1 protein-coding gene is annotated in these 22507 nt (G+C 72.0%); it reads right to left on the reverse strand.

The genetic code is table 11. The annotated features are described in order from the left end of the window. Window positions 1-30: 30 nt before the first annotated feature. On the reverse strand, window positions 31-22122 hold the full coding sequence (locus tag ACFWU2_RS08715) for a non-ribosomal peptide synthase/polyketide synthase (RefSeq protein ID WP_378604007.1): 22092 nt from the start codon (window positions 22120-22122) through the stop codon (window positions 31-33). Between the last annotated feature and the right edge of the window lie 385 nt (window positions 22123-22507).

The following is a 22507-nucleotide window of genomic DNA, read 5'->3' on the forward strand; positions in this document are numbered from 1 at the left end:
AAAGCCGGCCCGGGTGTGCCGAGGCGCGGCTCACCGCCGCGATCCGGTACCGATGCTCGGGTACCGCCGCCCTCGCCGCAGGTGCGCGTCGCTCTCCTCGAGTCGGGCGCAGAGCACCGCGGCGATGGTGTCCACCGCCGGCGGTGCCACCATCTCGTGGTGTTCGACGTCGAGACGGTATTGGTGCAGCGTCCCGTCGACGAGGTCGTGCCACGCGGTGACGGCCGGCACGGAGGTCGACGACCGCAGGGCGGTGAAGAACAGCGCGTCGCCGAGGAAGGTGTCCGGGGAATGACGCCGCACAGCGCGGGTGGCCGCGGCCGACCCGAGGTGCAAGCGTTCGAGATGGCGCGGTGTCAGTCCGGTAGGACCGCCGAGACTGTCCTCGAGCAGGTCCAGCGCATCGTCGTAGCTGGGGTCCGGCCCGCCGTTGGTGACGACCCCGAGATCGCGGAGCATGTCCTTGACCGCGACCGGCGCCGAACCGCCGGGGACACCGAGATGGCTGTCGATCAGCGCGAGGGTGTCGACGGGGGCTCCGCCGCGTTGCAGTTCGACGGCGACGGCGTGCGCGACGACCCCGCCGAGGGACCAGCCCAGCAGGTGGTAGGGACCGTCCGGCTGCGCGCGGCGGATCTCGTCGGCGTAGCGGCGGGCCAGCGCCGGGATCGATTCGACGATCTCCCCGGTGCTCAGCGCCGGCAGTTGCAGGCCGTAGACGCCGCGCCCGCCGAGCCGTTCGGTCAGCCCGGTGTACGCCCAGGCCAGGCCCGCGGCCGGGTGGACGCAGAACAGCGCCGGTCCGGTGCCGGTGCGGAGCGGGACCAGGATCCGCAGCGCGTCGTCGACGGTGTCCTGCTCCCCCGGCGCGCGCAGATGGGCGGCGAGGCCGGCGACGGTGGGATGGGTGAACAGCACCTGTAGCGGGATCCGCCGGTCGAGGCGGCGGGACAGGTCCGGTACCAGCCGGGTCGCGAGCAATGAACTGCCGCCGAGGGCGAAGAAGCTGTCGTCGACCGAGACCGTATCGAGCCCGAGGTGTTCGGCGAAGACGTCCGCGATGGTGCGTTCCAGGTCGTCGGCCGGGGCGCGGTGTGCACCGGAGATGCCGGCGAACTCGGGGACCGGGAGCGCACCCCGATCGAGTTTGCCGGCGGGCGTGAGGGGGATCTCGTCGAGCGGGATCACGGTGGTGGGCACCATGTGCGCCGGGAGGCGGGCGGCGGCGAAGTCCCGGAGTGCGGCCGGGTCCGGTGCGGGGACGGTGGTGGCCCGCACATAGCTGACCAGCACGGTTTCGCCGGACGGTGCGGTGTAGCCGAGGGTGTGGGCGAAGTCGATGTCGTCGCGGGCGGTCAGGACGGTGTCGATCTCCCCCGGTTCGATGCGGAACCCGCGCACCTTGATCTGGAAGTCGGAACGTCCCACGTAGTCGAGCCGGTGGTCGCCGGTCCAGCGCACGATGTCGCCGGTGCGGTACATGCGGGCACCGGGACGGTCGCTGTACGGGTCGGCGACGAACCGGGTGGCGGTCAGACCGGGGCGGTGGTGGTAGCCGCGGGCCAGTCCTGCGCCGGCGACGTAGAGTTCCCCGGCCACGCCCACGGGAACGGGCCCGAGCCGGGCGTCGAGGACGGCGGCGGTGGCGCCGCGGGTGGGACGGCCGATGGTGACGTGGTCGCCGGCGTTCAGCGGCTCCCCGAGCGACGTCATGATCGTCGCTTCGGTGGGGCCGTACGCGTCGATCATGCGATGTCCGTCGGCCCAGCGCGTCACCAGTTCCGGTGGGCACGCCTCCCCCGCGACGAGCAGTACCTGCAGGTCCGGGACCTGGGCGGGGTCGAGGGACGCCAGCGTGGTGGGTGTGACGAACGCGTGCGAGACGCGGTGGTGCCGCAGCACGGCGGCGAGGTCTTCCCCGCCGTACACCTCGGGTGGCACGAGCACGAGGGTGGCGCCGGCGCACAGCGCCATCATCTGTTCGAAGATCGACGCGTCGAAACTCGGTGAGGCCAGGTGCGAGACGCGGCTGTCCGGTTCGACCCGCAGATGGTGCCGTTCGTCGGCGGCGAGGTTACCGAGACCGCGGTGGGTGACGGTCACTCCCTTGGGCCGGCCTGTCGACCCGGAGGTGTAGATGAGGTAGGCGGGATGGTCGGGGCGCAGGGGTGCGGCGCGGTCCGCGTCGGTGACCGGGCCGGTGCTGCGGTGCGCCAGGTCGTCGCGGATCTCGTCGTGGTCGAGGACGAGCCACTGCACCGTGCGGGGCAGGTGCTCGAGGTGGGCGGCGACGGTGACACCGAGTGTGGCGGCGCTGTCGTCGAGCATGTAGGCGATGCGGTCCGCCGGGTACGTCGGGTCGACGGGGACGAACGCGGCGCCGGTGCGGGTGGTGGCCCACACCGCGGTGATCTCCTCTGACGAGCGCGGCAAGGCGAGCGCGACCACGGTGTCCGGGGCGGCTCCCCGGTCGAGCAGCACCCGGGCCAGCGCGGCGGAACGGGCCTCGAGATCCCGGTAGCTCAACGCGGTGTCGCCGTCGACGAGCGCGGTGCCGGCGGGGTTCGCCGCGACGGCGTCGTCGAGCAGGTCCGGCCACAACCGTGCCGGTCCGCCCGCCGGACCGGTGGCGGGCACCAGTGCCGCCCGTTCGGAGTCGGTGAGCAGGTCCAGGTCGCCGACGGGGACGTCGGGATCGGTGGTGACGGCGTCGAGGAGCCGGATGAACCGGTCCGCGAATCGGGTGACGGTGTCCTGATCGAACAGGTCGGTGGCGTAGACGAATGCGGCGTCCATGCCGCCGGCCGGGTCGGCGGATTCCCCGATGAGCAGTTCGAGGTCGAAGTTGCACGACTGCGGGTCGAGTTGGACACCCTCGACGGTCAGGTGCGGCAGTTCGAGCGCGGGCCGTTCGGTGTTGTGGAATTCGAGCGAGACCTGGAACAGCGGGGAATGCGCGGTCGAGCGGCCCGGTTCCACCGCCTCGACGACCCGTTCGAACGGCAGGTCGGTGTGGGCGAACGCGTCGAGGTCGTCGTGGGTGACCGTGTCGAGAAGGGCGGTGAACGGTGCGGCGCCGGGGATCCGGGTGCGCAGCACGACGGTGTTGACGAACATGCCGATCAGGTCGTCGAGTGCGCGGTGCCCGCGCCCGGCGATCGGAGACCCGATGGCGATGTCGTCGCTGCCGGACAGGCGGGCCAGCAGCACGGCGAGGGCGGTGTGCACGGTCATGAACAAGGTGGTGCCGTGCGCGGAGGCCAGCCGGGTGAGCCGTGTGTGCAGCGCGGGATCGATCGGGAACCGCACGACGTCGCCGCGGAACGACTGCTGGGCCGGCCGCGGCCGGTCGATGGGCAGGGTCAGCACGTCGGGCAGGCCGGCGAGGGTGGTGCGCCAGTACTCGGCCTGCGCGGCGGCGAGGGACTGCGGGTCGGTGGGGTCGCCGAGCCGGTCGAGTTGCCACAGCGTGTAGTCGGGGTACTGGACGGGCAGCGGTGTCCATGTGGGGCCTTCGTTGCGGCTGCGGGCCTGGTAGGCGCCGAGCAGGTCGCGGGCGAGCGGGACGGTGGAGGCGCCGTCGGCGGCGATGTGGTGCACCACGAGCACGGCGAGGTGTTCGTCGCGGTCGAGGGCGAACACCCGTGCCCGGAACGGGATGTCGACGGTGACGTCGAATCCGGTGGAGAGGAAGTCGGCGACGGCGCTGTACACGGTGTCGGCGTCGGCCGGCACCACGTCGACGGTCAGGGGAACGTCCTCGGCGTCGAGGATGCGTTGCCGCGGCCCGGCGGCGGAGGCCGGGTAGACGGTGCGCAAGCTCTCGTGCCGCGCGATGACATCGTGCAGCGCGGCGCCGAGCGCCGCCGGGGACAGGTGGCCGCTGAGCCGGATGGCGAGGGGAATGTTGTAGGAGGCGCTGCCGGGGTCGAACTGGTTGAGGAACCACAGGCGTTGCTGCGCCGGGGACAGCGGGATGTGGTCGGGGCGGGGCCGCGGAGTCGGGCCGGCGGTGTCGCGGCCGGGGGTGGTGTCGGTGTCGAGTCGGGTGGCGAGCATCCGCACGGTGGGGGCTTCGAACAGGGTGCGGACGGCGATGTCGCGGCCGAGCCGGTCGCCGAGGCGGGCGACGGCGCGGGTCGCGATCAGGGAGTTGCCGCCGATGTCGAAGAAGTTGTCGGTGACGGAGATGCGCTCGAGGCCGAGAACGTCGGCGATCTCGGCGGCGATGGCGGTTTCGAGGTCGCCGTGGGGTGGCTCGTAGGCGCCGACGGCGCTCAGGTCCGGGACGGGCAGGGCACGACGGTCGAGTTTGCCGACCGGGGTGAGCGGGATCGTGTCGAGGACGGTGACGGCCGTCGGCACCATATGTTCCGGAAGGAGCTGTGCCAGATGGGCTTTGATGTCGTCGGGGTCGATGGTGCTGCCGGCGGCGGGGTGGACGTGCCCGACGAGCACGGTGTCGCCGCTCGGTGCGGTGTGTGCGACGGTCACCGCGAACGACACCGCGGGATGGGCGGTCAGGGCAGCGTCGATCTCGCCGAGTTCGACGCGGAATCCGCGGATCTTGACCTGGAAGTCGGCGCGGCCGAGGTATTCGAGCGCGAGCCCGTCGTCCGGATCGCCGGTCCACCGGACGATGTCTCCGGTGCGGTACATGCGCTCCCCCGGCGTGCCGTACGGGTCGGCGACGAACCGGGAGGCGGTCAGCGCCGGCCGGGCGTGGTAGCCGCGGGCGAGTCCGAATCCGGCCAGGTACAACTCCCCCGCGACACCGTGCGGGACCGGGCGCAGCGCGGGATCGAGCACCACGGCGTGCACTCCGCGCAGCGGGCCGCCGAGAGTGAGCGGGTCGTGGGGGCCGAGCGGGTCGCTGATCGCGGCCATGACCGTCGTCTCGGTGGGGCCGTACCCGTTGACGAGGCGGCGGTGCGGCGCCCAGGTGTCGCGCAGTTCGGGGGGCCACGCTTCACCGCCGACGGCGAGGTCGACGAAGGCGGTCAGGTCGGCCGGGTCGAGGGACGCCAGCGCGGCCGGGGTGAGGAACCCGTGGGTCACGCCGGTCTCGCGCAGCAGGCGTCCGAGTTCGGCGCCGCCGTACACGTGCGGAGGGATCACGACGAGGGTGGCACCGGACCCGAACGCGAGCAGGTATTCGAAGATCGACGCGTCGAAACTCGGGGACGAGAAGTGCAGCACACGGGCGCCGGGTCCGGCGCGGAACCGGTCCTGCTGCTCGCGCGCGAAGTTGTCGAGACTGCGGTGGGTGGTGAGCACCCCTTTGGGGCGGCCGGTCGAGCCGGAGGTGTAGATCACGTAGGCGGCGTGGTCGAGGCGCAGCGGCACGGTCCGGTCCCGGTCGGTGATCGGCGCCGGATCGGTGGCGGCGAGCGGTCCGATCAGCGCGGGGTCGTCGAGCACCAGCCAGCGGACCGTGCCGGGCAGGTCCGCGACGTGCGCGGTCGTCGTCAGGCCCACGGCGGCACCGCAGTCGTCGAGCATGAACGCGATCCGCTCGGCCGGGTAGCGGGGATCGACCGGGACGAACGCCGCGCCGGTCTTGGTGATCGCCCACAGCGCGACGAGGGATTCGACGGAGCGGGCGATGCCGAGCGCGACGAAGTTTTCCGGCCCGATGCCCTCGTCGAGCAGGACCCGGGCCAGCCGGGTGGAGCGCTCGTCGAGGTCGCGGTAGGTGACGGTGCGATCGGTGCCGCCGGGGGTGGGGTCGAGCACCGCGACGGTGTCGGGATGCGCGGCGGCGGTGGCGGTGAGCAGGTCGGGAAGGGTGGCGACGCTGCCGCCGACCGGTCCGTGGACCGGGGTGAGGGTGCGCCGTTCGGTGGTGGTGAGCACGTCGATGCCGGTGGCGGGTGCGGTCGGGTCGCCGGCGAGGGCGTCGAGGGTGTGGGCGATGCGGTCGGCGATGGTGGTGATCTCGGCGCGGTCGAACACCTCCGGGAGGTACTTCATCCGCAGGTGTACCGCGTCGTCGGTGTGGACCACGACGCTGAGCGGGTAGTGCGCGGCGTCGTGGCCGGTGATGTCGGCGACCCGGATGCCGCCGATGTCGGTGTCGCGGTCGAGGCCGGCGCGTTCGACCGGGTACGACTCGAACACGGTGAGGGTGTCGAAGCGGGCGGCGGCACCGACGTGCCGGTCGAGGGTGCTCAGGTCGATGTGGTGATGGTCGAGCAGCGCGGTCTGTTCGGACCGGACCCGGTCGACGAGGCCGCCGATGGTGTCGCCGGGGCGGACCGCGACCCGGACCGGCACGGTGTTGATGAACAGGCCCACCATCGATTCGATGCCGGGGACCTGGGGTGGACGGCCGGAGACGGTGGCGCCGAACACCACGTCGGTGCGGCCGGTGAGCGCTCCGAGGACGAGCCCCCACGCGGTCTGGACGAGGGTGTTGACGGTGACGCCGCGTGCCACGGCGATCTCGTCGAGGCGTGCGGACAGCGTCGGGTCGAGGTCGATGTCGAGGTCTTCGGAGATGCCGGCGCCGTGGGCGGACCGGTGCTGCGGGGCGAGCAGGGTCGGTTCGTCGAGACCGTCGAGGGCGTGCCGGTAGGCGTCGATCGATGCGGCCGGGTCGCGCTCGGCGAGCCACTGCAGGTAGGTGCCGTAGCTGTGCGGACGGTCCAGGACGGCGGGGTTGCCGTCGGTGGCGTAGAGCACCAGCAGTTCGCGGATCAGGACGGGGGTGGACCAGCCGTCGAGCAGCAGGTGGTGGTTGGTCAGGGCGACCAGGTGCCGGTCGGGGTGGGTGCGGATGACGGTGGCGCGCAGCAGCGGCGGGTGCGTGGTGTCGAAGCGGGTGTGCCGGTCGGTGTCGAGCAGTTCCTGCGCGGCGGCGTCGGGGTCGGGGTCGGGGTCGTCGGTGGTGTCGACGACGGTGAACGGGACGTCGACGTGGGTGGGGATCACCTGCAGGTGGCCGTCGGGGCCGGTGCTGAACGCGGCCCGCAGGTTGGGGTGCCGGTCGAGGAGTATCTCGAGGGCGCGCCGCCACCGGGCGGGGTCGAGGGGGCCGTGCAGGTCGAGGACGAGTTGGACGATGTAGGCGTCGGGGTCGTCCCCGGCGAGCAGCGCGTGGAACAGCAGGCCGGTGTGCAGCGGCGCGGTGGGCCACACCGTGTCGAGGGGACCGTAGCGCTGTTCGAGGTCTTCGATAGTGCCCTGTGGCAGCCGCACCAGCGGCAGGTCGGACGGGGTCAGTCCCCCGGTGTGCGGGCTGCGGGTGTGCCGGGTCAGCGCGGTGGCCGCGGCGGTGAACCGGTCGCTCAGGTCGGTGAGGTCGGCGGTGTCGAGCAGGCCGGCGGGGGCGGACCAGTGCGCACGCAGGACCGGTCCGTCGGGGGTGTCGACGGTCACGGCGTTGATGTCGACGACGGCGGCGGCCGGCATGTCGGGGTCGTGGGTGCCGCCGTGCGGGAACCCGGCCACGGGCAGCCACGGGATGTCGGTGGCGCCGCCGGTGCCGGCGGTGGGACGTCCGAGGTAGTTGAAGCTGATCTGGGGTGCGGGGTGGGCGGCGAGGTCGTGGCCGGTGTCGGCGTCGAGATAGCGCGACAGCCCGTAGCCGATGCCGTGGTCGGGGACGGCCGCGAGGTGTTCCTTGACGGTCTTGACGGCGCGGCCGGCGGCGGGACCGGCGGCCAGTGCGTCGTCGAGGTCGATGCCGGACAGATCCAGACACAGCGGATGGATGGTGGTGAACCAGCCGACGGTGCCCGACAGGTCGGCGCCCGGGGCGGCGGCGGTATCGCGGCCGTGCCCTTCCAGGTTGAGCAGCACGCTGGTGGCGTCCTCACCGCGGTCGCGTCGCCATCCGGTCACGGCGAGAGCGACGGCGGTGAGCAGGGCATGGTCGACGCTGCCGTGGAAGGCGGCGGGCACGGTGGTGAGCATCGCGTCGGTGACGGCGGTGGGCAGGTCCGCGACCACGGTGGTGACGGTGTCGTTGGTGTCGCGGGCCGGGTCGAACGGCCGGCGGCCGAGCGGCGGATCGTCACCGGTGAGCATGTCGCGCCAGTAGTCGATTTCGGCGCGGCGCTGCGGATCGTGGGCGGCGTCGACGAGGGCGTGCGCCCAGCGTCGTACCGAGGTCCCGGCCGGGGGTGGCAGCAGCGGCCCTGCGGGGTCGTCGTGGGCGGCGACACCCCAGGCGGCGGCGAGGTCGGGTACGAGGATGCGCCACGACACGCCGTCGACGGCGAGGTGGTGGACGACGATCAGCAGCCGTCCGGCGCCGCTGGTGGCGTCGAACCACACGATCTGCACCACGTGCCCGGCGGTCGGGTCGAGACGGTCTGCGGCGGCGTCGAGTTCGGTGGCGGCGAGGGCGAAGAAGTCGTCGGTGTCGGCGGCGCTGGTCACGGGGACCCGGTGGACGACGGTGCCGGCGGTGACAGCGCCGGGTGGGTCGACGTGCAGGCCGTATCCGGCGGGTGAGGCCGGGTCGGGGACCAGACGGGCCCGCAGCATGTCGTGCCGGTCGAGCACGGCGTCGACGACCGCGGTGAGTGTGGCGTCGTCGAGCCCGGTCGGCAGGCGCAACAGCACCGCCTGGGAGTACCGGTCGAAGTGGCCGCCGCGCTCGAGCATCCAGTGCACGATCGGGGGCAGCGGCAGCGCGCCGACTCCCCCGCCGGGCAGTTCGGGGAGCACCGCGGGGGCGTCGGTGGTGCCGGCGACCGCGGCGAGACCGGCGGGGCTCTTGTGCTCGAACACGGCGCGCGGCGTGAGGTCGAGGCCGAGGGCCTTGGCGCGCGACACCAGTTGGATGGACATGATCGAGTCGCCGCCGAGGGCGAAGAACGAATCGTCCACCCCGACGGTGTCGAGCCCGAGGACCTGCGCGAACAGATCGACGAGGGTCCGTTCGACGCCGGCGGTGGGTGCGCGGCCGGAACTGGTGCGGTCCGCGAAGTCGGGCGCGGGCAGCGCCCGCTGGTCGAGTTTCCCGGTCGCGGTGACCGGCAGCGAGTCGAGGACGACGAGGGTCGCGGGCAGCATGTAGGCGGCCAGATCGGTCGCGGCGCGGTCGAGGGTGGCGGTCACGTCCAGGTCGGTGCCGGTTTCGGGGACGACGTAGCCGACGATCCGGTCGGTGCCGGACCGGTCGTCGGTGTGCACGACGGCGATGGCGCGGGCGACGCCGGGGCAGCGCAGCAGCACCGTTTCGATTTCGCCGAGTTCGATGCGGAACCCGCGCAGTTGCACCTGGAAGTCGCTGCGCCCCAAGTACTCGAGGTCACCGTCGCGGGTGCGGCGGGCACGGTCGCCGGTGCGGTACAGCCGCGCCCCGGGCGGGCCGTACGGGTCGGCGACGAACCGGGCTGCCGTCAGGTCGGGACGCCCGAGGTAGCCGTGGCTCAACTGCTCCCCCGACACGTACAGCTCTCCCGCCACGCCGGGCGGTACCGGGTGCAGCCGCGCGTCGAGCAGAGGCAACCGCAGTGCGGGCAGCGGATCGCCGATGAGGCTGGCGGTGGCGGTGGCAGCGCGGTGCCGGTCCAGGGGCAGCGCGGTGACGTGCACGGTGGTTTCGGTGATGCCGTACATGTTCACCAGCGTCGGGGCGGTGTCGTCGTACCGGCGGTACCACCGCTCGAGCTGCGCCAGGTCGAGGGCCTCGCCACCGAAGATCACCCGGCGCAGCGGCAGGGGCGCACCGCCGGCGGCGCGGTCGGCTTCGATGAGCTGATAGAACGCCGTGGGGGTCTGGTTGAGGACGGTGACCTGCTCGCGGCGCAGCAACTCCAGGAAGTCCTGGGGGGCGCGGGCGGTGTGGTAGTCGACGACGACGAGCCGGCCGCCGTGGGCCAGTGCCCCCCACAGTTCCCAGACCGAGAAATCGAAGGCGTAGGAATGGAACATCGTCCACACGTCGCGGTGATCGAACCCGAACATCTCCCGCGTGTCGTTCAGCAGGGTGACGACGGTGCGGTGCGGCACGACAACGCCTTTGGGCCGGCCGGTCGAGCCGGAGGTGTAGATGACGTAAGCGGTGGATTCGGGGTGCAGCGGACCGTGCCGGTCGGCGTCGGTCAGGGCGGTACCGGGCAGCGCCGCGAGCTCCGCGTACACCTCCGGGGTGTCGAGGTAGATCGCCGGTGCGGCCGTGTCCGGCAGTGACGCGGCGTGATCACCCGTGGTGACGGTGCACACCGGTTGCGCGTCGCGGTAGAAGTGGGCGAGTCGCTCGGCCGGGTAGGTGACGTCGACGGGCAGGTAGCCGGCCCCGGTGTCGAGCACCGCGAGGAGCGCGACGACGAGATCGGAGGTGCGGGGCAGCGCGACGGCGACGAGGGTGCCCGGCCCGGCGCCGTGGCCGAGCAGCAGCCGCGCCAGCCGGTGCACCCGCTCGTCGAGGTCCCGGTAGGTGAGGTCGCCGTCCGCGGCGGTGACGGCGACGGCGTCGGGGTCGCGGTCGGCGCCGCGGCGGAACAGGTCCATGAGGGTGTCGGTGCCGGGGACGCGAGGTGCGTCGGCGCGGTGCGGGTGTTCGCCCGGGACGAGCAGGTCCACATCACCGACGGGTCGTTGCGGGTCGGTGGTGACCGCGTCGAGCAGCCGCACGAACCGGTCGGCGAAGTCGGCGACGGTGTCGGCGTCGAACAGATCGGTGGCGTAGGTGAATCCGCCGGACATCCCCGACACGTCCGGCTCTTCCTGCAGGGACAGTTGCAGGTCGAATTTGGCGACGGGCAGGTCGGTGTCGAGTGCGTCGACGGTCAGTTCGGGCAGGTCGAGGTGGGCCCGCTCGTTGTTCTGGAACTCGAGGACCACCTGGAACAGTGGGGAATGGTCGGTGGCGCGGGTGGGAGCGAGCGCGTCGACGAGTTTTTCGAAGGGCAGTTCGGTGTGCCCGAACGCGGACAGGTCGATCTCCCGGGTGCGGTCGAGGTGGTCGGCGAACGACAGTCCCCCGGAGATGGGGGTGCGCAGCACCACGGTGTCGACGAACATGCCGACGAGGTCGTCGAGGGCGCGGTGTCCGCGGCCGGCGACGGGGGTGCCGACGGCGATGTCGTCGGTGCCCGACAACCGGGCCAGGAACACCGCGAGCGCGGCGTGCACGGTCATGAACACGGTGGCGCCGTGCGCGGCAGCGAGGGCGGAGATCCGGCGGTGCAGGTCGGCGTCGAGGGTGAACCGCACGATGTCGCCGCGGTAGGTGCGGTGCGCCGGGCGGGACCGGTCGGTGGGCAGGGGCAGCAGTTCGGGGAGGTCGGCGAACGTCTCGCGCCAGTAGTGGAGTTGGGCGGCGGCCAGGGAATCGGGGTCTGTGGGGTCGCCGAGCAGTGCCTGCTGCCAGAGCGCATAGTCGGCGTACTGCACGGTCAGCGGCGCGGCGGACGGCGCCGAGCCGCGGGTCCGGTCCAGATAGGCGCCCATCAGGTCACGGGCCAGCGGCGCCATCGACGCCCCGTCCGCGGCGATGTGGTGCACCACCACGGCGAGTACGTGCACGTCGGGGTGCTCGGTGCCGGGGTGCTCGGTGCCGGGGTGCTCGGCGTCTGAGGCGGCGTCCGGGCCGTCGGGGAGCACGCGCAGCAGTCGCACCCGCACCGGCACGGCCGAGGCGACATCGAAGCCGGCGGAAACGAACTCGAGCAGCGCGCCGGGCAGATCGGCGGCGGTGATCGGCACCGGGGTGGGGTCGGCGAGGACCCGGCCGGTGTCGGTGACCACCTGCTGTGGGCCGTGCTCGTCTTCCGGATACCAGGTGCGCAGGATCTCGTGCCGGTCCAGGACGTCGCCCACGGCGGCGATCAGGGCGGGCAGATCCAGGCGGCCGGTCAACCGGATCGCGAGCGGAATGTTGTACGCGGCGGAGTCGGTGTCGAACTGGTTGACGAACCACATCCGTTGCTGCGCCGGGGACAGCGGGAGACGCTCCGGGCGCGGCCCGGCGGTGAGCGGCACCCGCCCGTGGCCACCGTGATCATCGAGGACACGCACCGCCAGCGCCCGCACCGTGGGTGCCTCGAACAGCGCCCGCACCCCGGCGTCGGTACCGAGCGCGGTGTTGATGCGGGCGACGACACGCGTCGCGATCAACGAGTTGCCGCCGAGATCGAAGAAGTTGTCGTCGATCGAGATGCGGGGGTGGCCGAGGACCTCGGCGACGATGCCGGCGAGGACCCGTTCGAGGTCGGAGGTGGGCGCCCGGTAGTCGCCGCCGGTGGCGGCGAGGTCGGGGACAGGCAGCGCGCGCCGGTCGAGTTTCCCGACCGGGGTCAGCGGAATCTCGTCGAGCACCACGACGGTGGCCGGCACCATGTGTGCCGGGAGGGACGCGGCGAGGTGGGTGCGCAGGGTGTGCGGGTCCGGGTCGGTGGCCGGTTCGGGCAGCACATAGGACACCAGCACGGTGTCGCCGCTCGGTGCGGTGTGCCCGAGGGTGTGCGCGAACACCACCTCGGGGTGGGCGGTCAGTGCCGCGTCGATCTCGCCGAGTTCGATGCGGAACCCGCGTACCTTGACCTGGAAGTCGGAGCGGCCGAGATATTCGACGGTGCCGTCGGAGCGCCACCGCACGATGTCGCCGGTGCGGTACATTCGCTCCCCCGGTGCGCCGTACGGGTCGGCGACGAACCGGGCGGCGGTCAGGTCGGGGCGGCGATGGTAGCCGCGCGCGACGCCGGCACCCGCGATGTACAGTTCGCCGGCCACACCGGTCGGGACGGGGCGCAACCGGTCGTCGAGCACCACCTGGTGGAAGCCGATGGCGGGGCCGCCGACGGTGACGGTGTGCCCGGGTTGCAGGGGCGCGCTGACGCTGGTTTCGATGGTCGCTTCGGACGGGCCGTAGCCGTTGAACATCTGCCGGCCCGGCGCCCACCGGGTCACGAGATCCGGGGGGCACGCCTCCCCCGCGACGACGAGCACCTGCAAGGTGTCCAGGCCCGCGGGGTCGAGTGAGGCGAGGGCGGTGGGCGTGAGGAAGGCGTGGGTGACCCGTTCCTCGCGCAGCAACCGGGCCAGTTCGTCGCCGCCGTACACGTCGGGCGGCACGATCACCAAGGTGGCGCCGGCGCAGAACGCCTTGGTGAACTCGAAGATCGAGGCGTCGAAGCTCGGGGACGCCAGGTGCGAGACGCGGGCGGTGTGGGTCAGCGTGAAGTGGCTGCGCACCTCGGCGTGCAGGTTGGCCATGCCGCGGTGGGTGACCACCACGCCCTTGGGGCGACCCGTCGATCCGGAGGTGTAGATCAGATACGCGGGGTGGTCGAGATGCAGCGGCGCGGTGCGGTCGAGGTCGGTGACGGGCGCCTCGGAGGTGTCCTCGATGCGGCGCCGCACCCCTGGATCGTCGAGGATCAGCCACGGCACTGTGTCGGGCAGCGCGGCGGCGTGGTCGGTGGTGGTCACGCCGACGGCGGCGGAACAGTCCGCGAGCATGTAGGCGATGCGGTCGGGCGGGTAGGCGGGGTCGACGGGGACGAACGCCGCACCGGTCTTCGTCACCGCCCACACCACCGCCGCCGACTCGATCGAACGCGACAACCCGAGGGCCACTACCGATTCCGGTCCGATGCCGGAGGCGATGAGCAGCCGGGCCACGCGGGTGGACCAGTGGTCGAGTTCGGCGTAGGTCACCTCGCGGCCGCGGAACGACAGGGCCACCGCGTCCGGCACGATGGCCGCGATCGACGACAGCAGTTCCGGCCACGACTGGGGGGAGACCGGCGGCAGGCCGCGGGCGGGTGCCAGCGCGGCGAGTTCACGTCCGGTGACGATGTCGATGTCGCCGACCGGGACGGTGGGGGTGGTGCCGATCGTCTCGACGATCCGCACGAACCGGTCGGCGAACGACGCCACGGTGGTCTCGTCGAACAGGTCGGTGGCGTAGGTGAACGCGGCGCGGATCCCGGCGGGTCCGTTCTCGTCGGCGGTTTCGGCGATCGACAACTGCAGATCGAAGTGCGACAGTCCCGGCTGCAGGTCCAGCACCGAGGCGGTCAGCCCCGGCAGGTGGACGTCGGGCCGTTCGGTGTCCTGGAACTCGAGCAGCACTTGGAACAGCGGTGAATACGCCGTCGACCGGGGTGGGTCGAGGACTTCGACGAGGCGCTCGAACGGGACGTCCGCGTGCCCGAAGGCGGCGAGGTCGGCGTCCCGGAGATGATCGAGCAGGTCGGCGAACGTGTCGGTCTCGTCGACGTGGCTGCGCAGCACGACGGTGTTGACGAACATCCCGACGAGGTCGTCGAGGTTGCGGTGGCCGCGTCCGGCGACGGGGGTGCCGACGACGATGTCGGTGGTGGCGGCGAGCCGCGCGAGCAGCACCGTGAGGGCGGCGTGCACGACCATGAACACCGAGGCGTCGTGGCTGCGGGCCACCGCCACCAGCCGCCGGTGGGTCGCGGCGTCGACGGTGAACGGCACCTGCGCGCCGCGCAGGCTCTGCTGCACGGGGCGTGGCCGGTCGAGCGGCAGTTCGAGTAGTTCCGGGGTGTCGTCGAGGGTGGTGTTCCAGAACTGGAGTTGCCGGGCGGCGACCGAGGTGGGGTCGTCCTCGTCGCCGAGGATGCGGTGCTGCCACAGGGTGTAGTCGGCGTAGTGCACGGGCAGCGGGGCCCACTGCGGTGGCTGCCCCGCGCGGCGGGCGGTGTAGGCGGTCATGATGTCGCGGGCCAGGGGGCCCATGGAGAACCCGTCGGCGGTGACGTGGTGCACCACCAGCGCCAGGATGTGTTCTGTCTCGGAGACGGCCAGCACCCGGATGCGGGTGGGGATTTCGGTGGCCACGTCGAAACCGGTGCCTACGATCCGGGCGATCTGCGCGGCGGGGTCCGCCGCGTCGGGGGTGCCGTCGAGCGGCACCACCGCGAACTCGGGTGGGGCCGCGGCGGCGGGCACCACCACCTGCACGGGACCGGCGTCGGTGAACGGGTAGCGGGTGCGCAGGGATTCGTGCCGGGCGACGACGTCACTCACGGCGTGCCGCAGCGCGGTGAGGTCGAGGTCCCCGGACAACCGGAGGGCGACGGCGATGTTGTAGGCCGGTGAGCTGGTGTCGAACTGGTTGATGAACCAGATGCGCTGCTGCGCCGGGGAGAGCGGGATCGGGTCGGGCCGGGGGCCGGCGACCGGCGCGGGCCGGGTGGCGGCGGCGCGGTCGGGGGCGCTCAGGTGCGCGGCGAGGTCGGCGACGGTGGGATGGTCGAACAGGTCCCGGATCCCGACGTCCGTGTCGAAGGTCGCGGCGAGCCGGGCGGCCAGGCGCATCGCGAGCAGCGAGGTGCCGCCCAGGTCGAGGAAGTTGTCGTCCGCGCCGACGGTCGGGCTGCCGAGCAGGTCCGCGAACGCCGCGGCGACGAGTTCTTCGTGCGGGGTGCGCGGCGGCCGGTACGGAGCGGTGGCTCCGGTGCGTGCCGGTTCGGGCAGCGCGCGGCGGTCGAGTTTGCCGTTGGGGCCGACGGGGAGCCGATCGAGCACCGTCAGCGCGGCGGGCACCATGTAGCCCGGCAGGCGGTCGGCGGCGAATGCGGTCAGGGCCGCGGTGTCGACGGCGCGGTCGGGTCGCGGCACGACGTATCCGGCGAGTTGGTCGTCTTCGCGCCGGTAGACGACCACGACGGCCTGCGCGACATCGGGGTGGCTGCGCAGCACCTGCTCGACTTCACCGAGTTCGATGCGCAGACCGCGCACCTTGACCTGGAAGTCGGTGCGGCCCAGGTACATCAGGGCACCGTCGCGGCGCCAGGTGGCGAGGTCGCCGGTGCGGTACATGCGGCTGCCGGCGGGTCCGTGCGGGTCGGGGACGAACCGTTCCGCGGTGGGGGCGGGACGGTCGAGGTAACCGCGGGCGAGCTGGATGCCGGCGAGATACAGTTCCCCGGCCGCACCCGGCGGGACGGGATGCAGGCGCGCGTCGAGCACGTAGGTGCGGGTGTTCCACACCGGGGTGCCGATGGGTACCGCGCCGGTGTCGGCGGGGCCGGTGGGCCACGCGGTGACGTCCACGGCGGCTTCGGTCGGCCCGTACAGGTTGTGCAGCGCGGCGCCGGGCAGCGCCGCGCGGGTGGCGGCGGCGGTGGTGGCGGGCAGGGCTTCCCCGGAGGCGAACAGCAGGCGCAGCGACCGGCCGCGTCCGGCGGTGACGGCGTCGACGAACACCTCGAGCATCGACGGGACGAAGTGTGCGACGGTGACCTGCCGTTCGTCGATCAGTTGCAGCAGGTAGGCGGGGTCGCGGTGGCCACCGGGGTCGGCGAGGACGAGATGCGCCCCGACCTGCAGCGGCCAGAAGAACTCCCATACCGACACGTCGAACGTGGCGGGGGTTTTCTGGACGACGGTGTCGGCGGCGGTCAGCGGGTACGTGTGCTGCATCCAGCGCAGCCGGTTGACGATGGCGTCGTGCGCGACGGCGACACCTTTGGGCCGGCCGGTCGAGCCGGAGGTGAACAGCACGTAGGCGAGGGTGTCGCCGGTCGGGTCGGGCCGGTGCTCGACCGTGGGTGCGGTCGCGGGTGCGGTCGTGGTGTCGAGGGTGTCCAGGTCCAGGACGGGGGTGCCGGGCGGGAGGGTGAGGTGGTCGCGGCCGCGGGTCAGCACCGTCACCGGGTGCGCGGTGTCGAGGACGTAGCGCAGCCGCTCGGGCGGATGGTCGGGGTCGAGCGGCAGGTAGGCGGCACCGGTCTTGACGATGGCGTACATGCCGACGAGCAGGTCGAGCGAGCGGGGTACGGCGAGCGCGACCACCTGTTCGGGTCCGGCACCGCCGTCGAGGAGTACATGGGCGAGGCGGTTGGCGGCCGTGTCGAAGTCGGCGTAGTCGAGGGTGTGGCCGCCCGCCGTGACAGCCGGGGCGTGCGGGGTCGCGGCGACTTGCGCGGCGAACAGTTCGCCGAGTGTCGCGTCGGTGCGCGGCGCGGTGGTGGCGTTCCAGTCGTGCAGGATTCGGGTGCGGTCGGTGGGGGTGAGCAGATCGACGTCGCCGACGGGGGTCGCGGGCGTGGCGACGAGCGCGGCGAGCAACCGCACGAAGCTGTCGCCGAAGGCGACGGCGGTGTCACGGTCGAACAGATCGGTCGCGTACGACAGGGCCCCGGCGAGGGTAGCGGGGGTGCCGTTGTCGCCGGGTACATCGCTCAGGAGCAGATGCAGATCGTATTTGGTGGTGGCGGTGTCGATTTCGGCGATGTCGATGGTCAGGTCCTGCAAGGCGAGGTGCGCGGTCTCGTTGTTCTGGAATGCGAGCATCACCTGGACCAGTGGTGAGTACGCCTCCGAGCGGGCGCCGGCGAGGGTGTCGGCGAGGGTGTCGGCGAGCCGGTCGAACGGCAGGTCGGCGTGCGCGAACGCGTCGAGGTCGTCGTCGCGGATGGCGGTGAGCAGGTCACTGAATGCCCGGTCGCCGCCGATGGTGCTGCGCAGGGCGACGGTGTTGACGAACATGCCCACCAGGTCGTCGAGGGCGGGGTCCCCGCGACCGGAGACCGGGGTGCCGATGGTGATGTCGTCGCTGCCCGACAGGCGCGCGACCAGCACCGCGAGGGCGGCATGCACGACCATGAACGGGGTGGCGCCGGCGGTGCGGGCGAGCGTGTCGACCGCGCGGTACAGCTGCGGGTCGAGGTCGAAGCGGACGGTGTCGCCGCGGAACGATTGCCGCGGCGGGCGGGGCCGGTCGGTGGGCAGGGTCGTCAGTTCCGGGGCACCGGCGAGCCGGTCGCGCCAGTAGTCGAGTTGCGTCGCCGCCCGCGACTGTGGATCGGCGGGGTCGCCGAGCAGCCGGTCGAACCACAGGGTGTAGTCGGCGTACTGGACGGGCAGCGGTGTCCACGCCGGGGCGGCGCCGTGGATGCGGGCGGCGTAGGCGGAGACCAGGTCGCGGGCCAGCGGCGCCATGGACGCGCCGTCCGCGGCGATGTGGTGCACCACCACCGCCAGCACATGGTCGTCGTCGGGGGTGGTGAGCAGGCGGATCCGCACCGGCAGGTCGGTGGTGACATCGAAACCGGCGGTGGTGAATTCGGCGACGGCGGCGTCGAGGTCGGCGGCGTCGATCGGGACGGCGGTCAGGTCCGGCCCGAGGTCGCCGGTGGGCACAACCTGCTGGATCGGTCCGTCGGGGGTGGCGGGAAAGACCGTGCGCAGCGTTTCGTGCCGATCGAGCAGGTCGGTGACGGCGGCGGTGAGCGCCGCGGTGTCGAGTGGGCCGGCCAGGTGCAATGCCACCGGGATGTTGTAGGCCGCGGAGCCGGGGTCGAGTTGGTTGACGAACCACAGTCGCTGCTGCGCGGCCGATACCGGGATCCGGTCCGGCCGCGGCCCGGCGATCAGCGGGATGCGGTCGGTGGGGGCCTCGCTGATCTGCGCGGCCAGGGTGTGCGCGGTGGGCGCTTCGAACAGTGTCCGCACTCCCAGGTCGGCGCCGAGTGCGTCGTTGAGCCGTGAGATCACCCGGGTGGCGATCAGCGAGTTGCCGCCGAGGTCGAAGAAGCTGTCGTGGACGCCGATGCCGGGGACGCCGAGTTGGTCGGCGAACACCTGTGTGATGGTCTCCTCGGTGGCCGTCGCCGGTGCCGTGCCGGCCGGGCCGGCGGTTCCGAACACCGGTTCCGGCAGGGCGCGGCGGTCGAGTTTGCCGACCGCGGTGAGTGGGATCTCGTCGAGTTCGACGAGCGCGGCCGGCACCATGTGGGCGGGCAGGCGGCGCGCCAGGTGCTCGAGGAGCGTGTCGTGGTCGACGGTGCGGCCGGGTTCGGGCAGCGCGTAGGACACCAGGACGGTGTCGCCGGACGGGCCGGTGCGGCCGAGGGTGGCGGCGAACGCGATGTCGGGATGGTCGGTGAGGGCGGTGTCGATTTCGCCGAGTTCGATGCGGAACCCGCGGATCTTGACCTGGAAATCGGAGCGGCCCAGGTATTCGGCCGTGGGGGCGCCGTCGGGGGTGGGCCGCCATCGCACCATGTCGCCGGTGCGGTACATGCGGCTGCCGGCGGGGCCGTGCGGGTCGGCGACGAACCGGGTCGCGGTCAGCCCCGGTTTGCGGTGGTAGCCGCGGGTCACGCCGGGTCCGCCGACGTAGAGTTCGCCGGTCACCCCGGTGGGGACCGGGCGTAGCCGCGCGTCGAGGATCACCTCGTCGACGCCGCACACGGGCGTGCCGATGGTGATCGGTTCGCCCGGGACGAGCGGGTCGGTGATGTTGACGACGATGGTGGTTTCGGTGGGGCCGTAGGCGTTGAACATGCGCCGGCCGGGAGCCCACCGGGCCGCCAGTTCCGGCGGGCAGGCCTCCCCCGCGACGGTGACCGCCTGGCAGCCGATCCCGGCCGGGTCGACGGAGGCCAGTGCGGCGGGCGTGGAGAAGGCATGGGTGATCCGCTCGTCGCGCAGCAACCGGGCCAGTTCGTCGCCGCCGTACACGTGGGCGGGGATCACCACCAGGGTCGCGCCGATGGCGAACGCGGTCATGTATTCGAAGATCGAGGCGTCGAAGCTCGGTGACGAGAAGTGCGAGACGCGGGCGGTGGGCTCGGGGGCGAGCCGCGAGTGCAGTGTCACCGACAGATTTGCCAGGCCGTGGTGCGGAACCACGACCCCTTTGGGGCGGCCGGTGGAGCCGGAGGTGTAGATCAGGTAGGCGGGATGGCCGGTGCGCAGAGGTGCCCGGCGGTCGATGTCGGTGAGTGCGGTCGCGTCGGTGCCGGCGATGCGGGCGCGCACGGCGGGGTCGTCGAGGACGAGCCAGTCCACGTCGTCGGGTAGCGCGTCGCGGTGCGCTCGTGTGGTCAACCCGAGGACGGCACCGGAATCGCCGAGCATGTACTCGATGCGGTCGCGGGGATAGGCAGGGTCGATCGGCACGAACGCGGCACCGGATTTGGCGACCGCCCAGATCGCCGCGACGGATTCGAGGGACCGGCCGATTCCCAGCGCGACGTACCGCTCCGGGCCGGCACCGGCCGCGATGAGCATTCGCGCGAGCCGGCTGGACCACTCGTCGAGTTCCCGGTAGGTCAGCGCGTCGTCTCCGCAGGCCACCGCCACCGAGTCGGGCACGATCGCCGCGACGCCGGTCAGGATTTCGGGCAGGGTCTGCGGGGAGGTCGCCGGGCGGCCACGTGCGGGCAGGAAGCCGTCGAGTTCGTCGTCGCCGACGACGGGAAGATCACCGAGCGGGGTTGCGGGGGCGGTCACGGCGGTATCGAGGACGCGGGCCAGGCGGGTGACGAACCCGCGGGCGGTGTCCTCGTCCACTGCCTCGGGCCGGTACCGGCCGTGGACGTGCACCCCGCCGCCGCCGGCGGTGAGGTGCAACGTCAGCGCGGTGGTGTCGGGCTGCGGGAGTGCTGCGGACGAGTCGGTGAGGCCGACGGCCACGGGGACGGCCGCGCCGGTGAGCACCGCGGGGTCGACGTCGGCGTGGGTGGCGGCGTCGCGGACGAGTGCACGGATCCGGTCCAGGTACTGCTCGAACGGCACGGTGGGGTCGACGTCGCTGCGCAGCGGCACCACGGTGGTGTCCGTGGGGGCGCCCACGAGGGTGTCCCGGCTGCCGGTCAGGACCGAGGTGACCACCGACGTCGCGGCGTACAGCACGGACTCCGGGTCGGCGTGGTCCCGGAGCATCTGTGCGGTGCCGGGGGCCACGGGCAGATCGGTGTCGAACTCGGCAACCCCCGTATCGGCAGCTGCGGAGTCCGGGCCGGCGGCTGCGGGCCGCGGCAAGGCGAGATGGTCGGGGGTATCGGCGAGGACGGCCTGCCAATAGGCGGCGGCCGCGGCGGAGCGCGCACGCTGGGCACCGATCGCTGCGGTCTCCGGATCGATCCGGTCGACGGGAGTGTCGCCGTCGGCCTGCAGGAACGCCGTGAGCAGTCCCACGAACCGGTGATGGTGCGCACGCAGTTCCGGTTCATCGTACCGGTGCGGATTACCCCGGAAATCGATGAAAGTCGTTGCTGGGGTGCCACTTTGGTAGATGTTGACGAGCAGGTCCTCGACCGGCCCGGACGTCATGATGTGGAATTCGCCGCGCAGGTCGCCGAGCACGATCTCCTGCCGGAAGAGCATCACGTTGATGGTGGGACCGGCGTAGGCGTGCGGGGCGGTGGTGCCGGATTCCCGGCGGATGTCCTCGATGCTGCACCGCTGGTGGCGCAACGCCCCCGTCAGTTCCAACTGCACGCGCCGCACCAGCGCGGTGCGGGTGCCGTCCGGGTCGATGTGCAGGTGCAGGGGTGCGGTGTTGACGAGCATGCCGCCCGAGCGCCGGGCCGCAGCGGTGGTGCGGGCGGAGACCGGCAGGTTCACCACCACATCGTCGGTGCCGGTCATCCGCGCCAGGTAGCACCCGAACGCGGCGACCACCGCGGCGGTGGACGACGATCCGGCGTCCTCGTCGACAGCGGTCAGGGCGGCCACCAGGTCGTCGGGCAACGGGATGCTCGACAACAACGACACCGGGGCGAGCGGGCCGGTACGGGTAGCCGGCGACGAACCGTCCTCGAGGCCGGCGACGCGCTCCATCCAGTAGTCCCGGTCGGAGGCGTACCGGGAGGAAGCCCGGTAGTCGCGGTCCCAGTCGTAGAGGGTGCGCAGGTCGGTGGCGCGCGACGGTTCGGGATCGCGCCCCTCGACGGCCGCGGTGTACAGCGCGGCGATGCGGTTGACCATGGTCATCGCGGCGTAGCCGTCGAGCGCGACGTGATGGATTCGGCCGTACCAGAGATAGCGGGCATCGCCGACCCGCAGTAGCGTCATGTTCACCAGCGGGTCGTGCGCGAGGTCGACCGGACGGGAGTAGTCCGCCGTCATCCACCGGTGTGCCGCGTCGAGCGGGTTCGGGTCGGCACGGAAATCGACCAGTTCGATCGGTTTCGCTGCCAAGGTCGGGTCGACGTACTGATACGGCTCGCCGTCGACCTCCACGACCCGGAGGTAGGCGGACTGGAACTCGCCCCCCGCGACGTACCCGGCCTGCCGTACCAGGTCGATGTCGAGTTCTCCGGGCAGATCGACGTACTGGGCGATGCAGATCGGCACCTCGGGTGCGAGTTGCTGCGCGAACCAGATCGAACGTTGTGCGGACGAGAGCGGAAAAGCATCGGGTGGTAGCTGCAGACGACGCTGTCGCAACGACATGTCCCCTCCGAGAGCGATGTTGGCGTAAACGGCGCGCCCCCGACATCGCGTCGGGGCCGATGCTCGTCGAACCTCTGTCGCCGAGACGGCCCCCGTTCATGTTCCCGGTGTGACCGGGAGCACTCCTCCAAGTTAGACCAGGATGGCGACGGATTGCCCGCATTCCGCAAGAGGTATCCGGAAATACATCGGATACAGAATTCGATCTTGGATGCGAACGAAAAAACCTTTACCGAGCATTTCCGCGACCCTGTGAAAACAATTACTCGGAGTTTCTCCGAAGCGTGCCGGCGATGCACTTGATCTTCGGAGTGCGGCAAATGTCCCGAATGCTCGGAGATATCAGCGAAATCCCCCGGGGCGGCGGGGTGAATCCTTATCCTCA

The organism is Rhodococcus sp. NPDC058639 (genome assembly GCF_042717545.1).
Lineage (GTDB): Bacteria > Actinomycetota > Actinomycetes > Mycobacteriales > Mycobacteriaceae > Rhodococcus.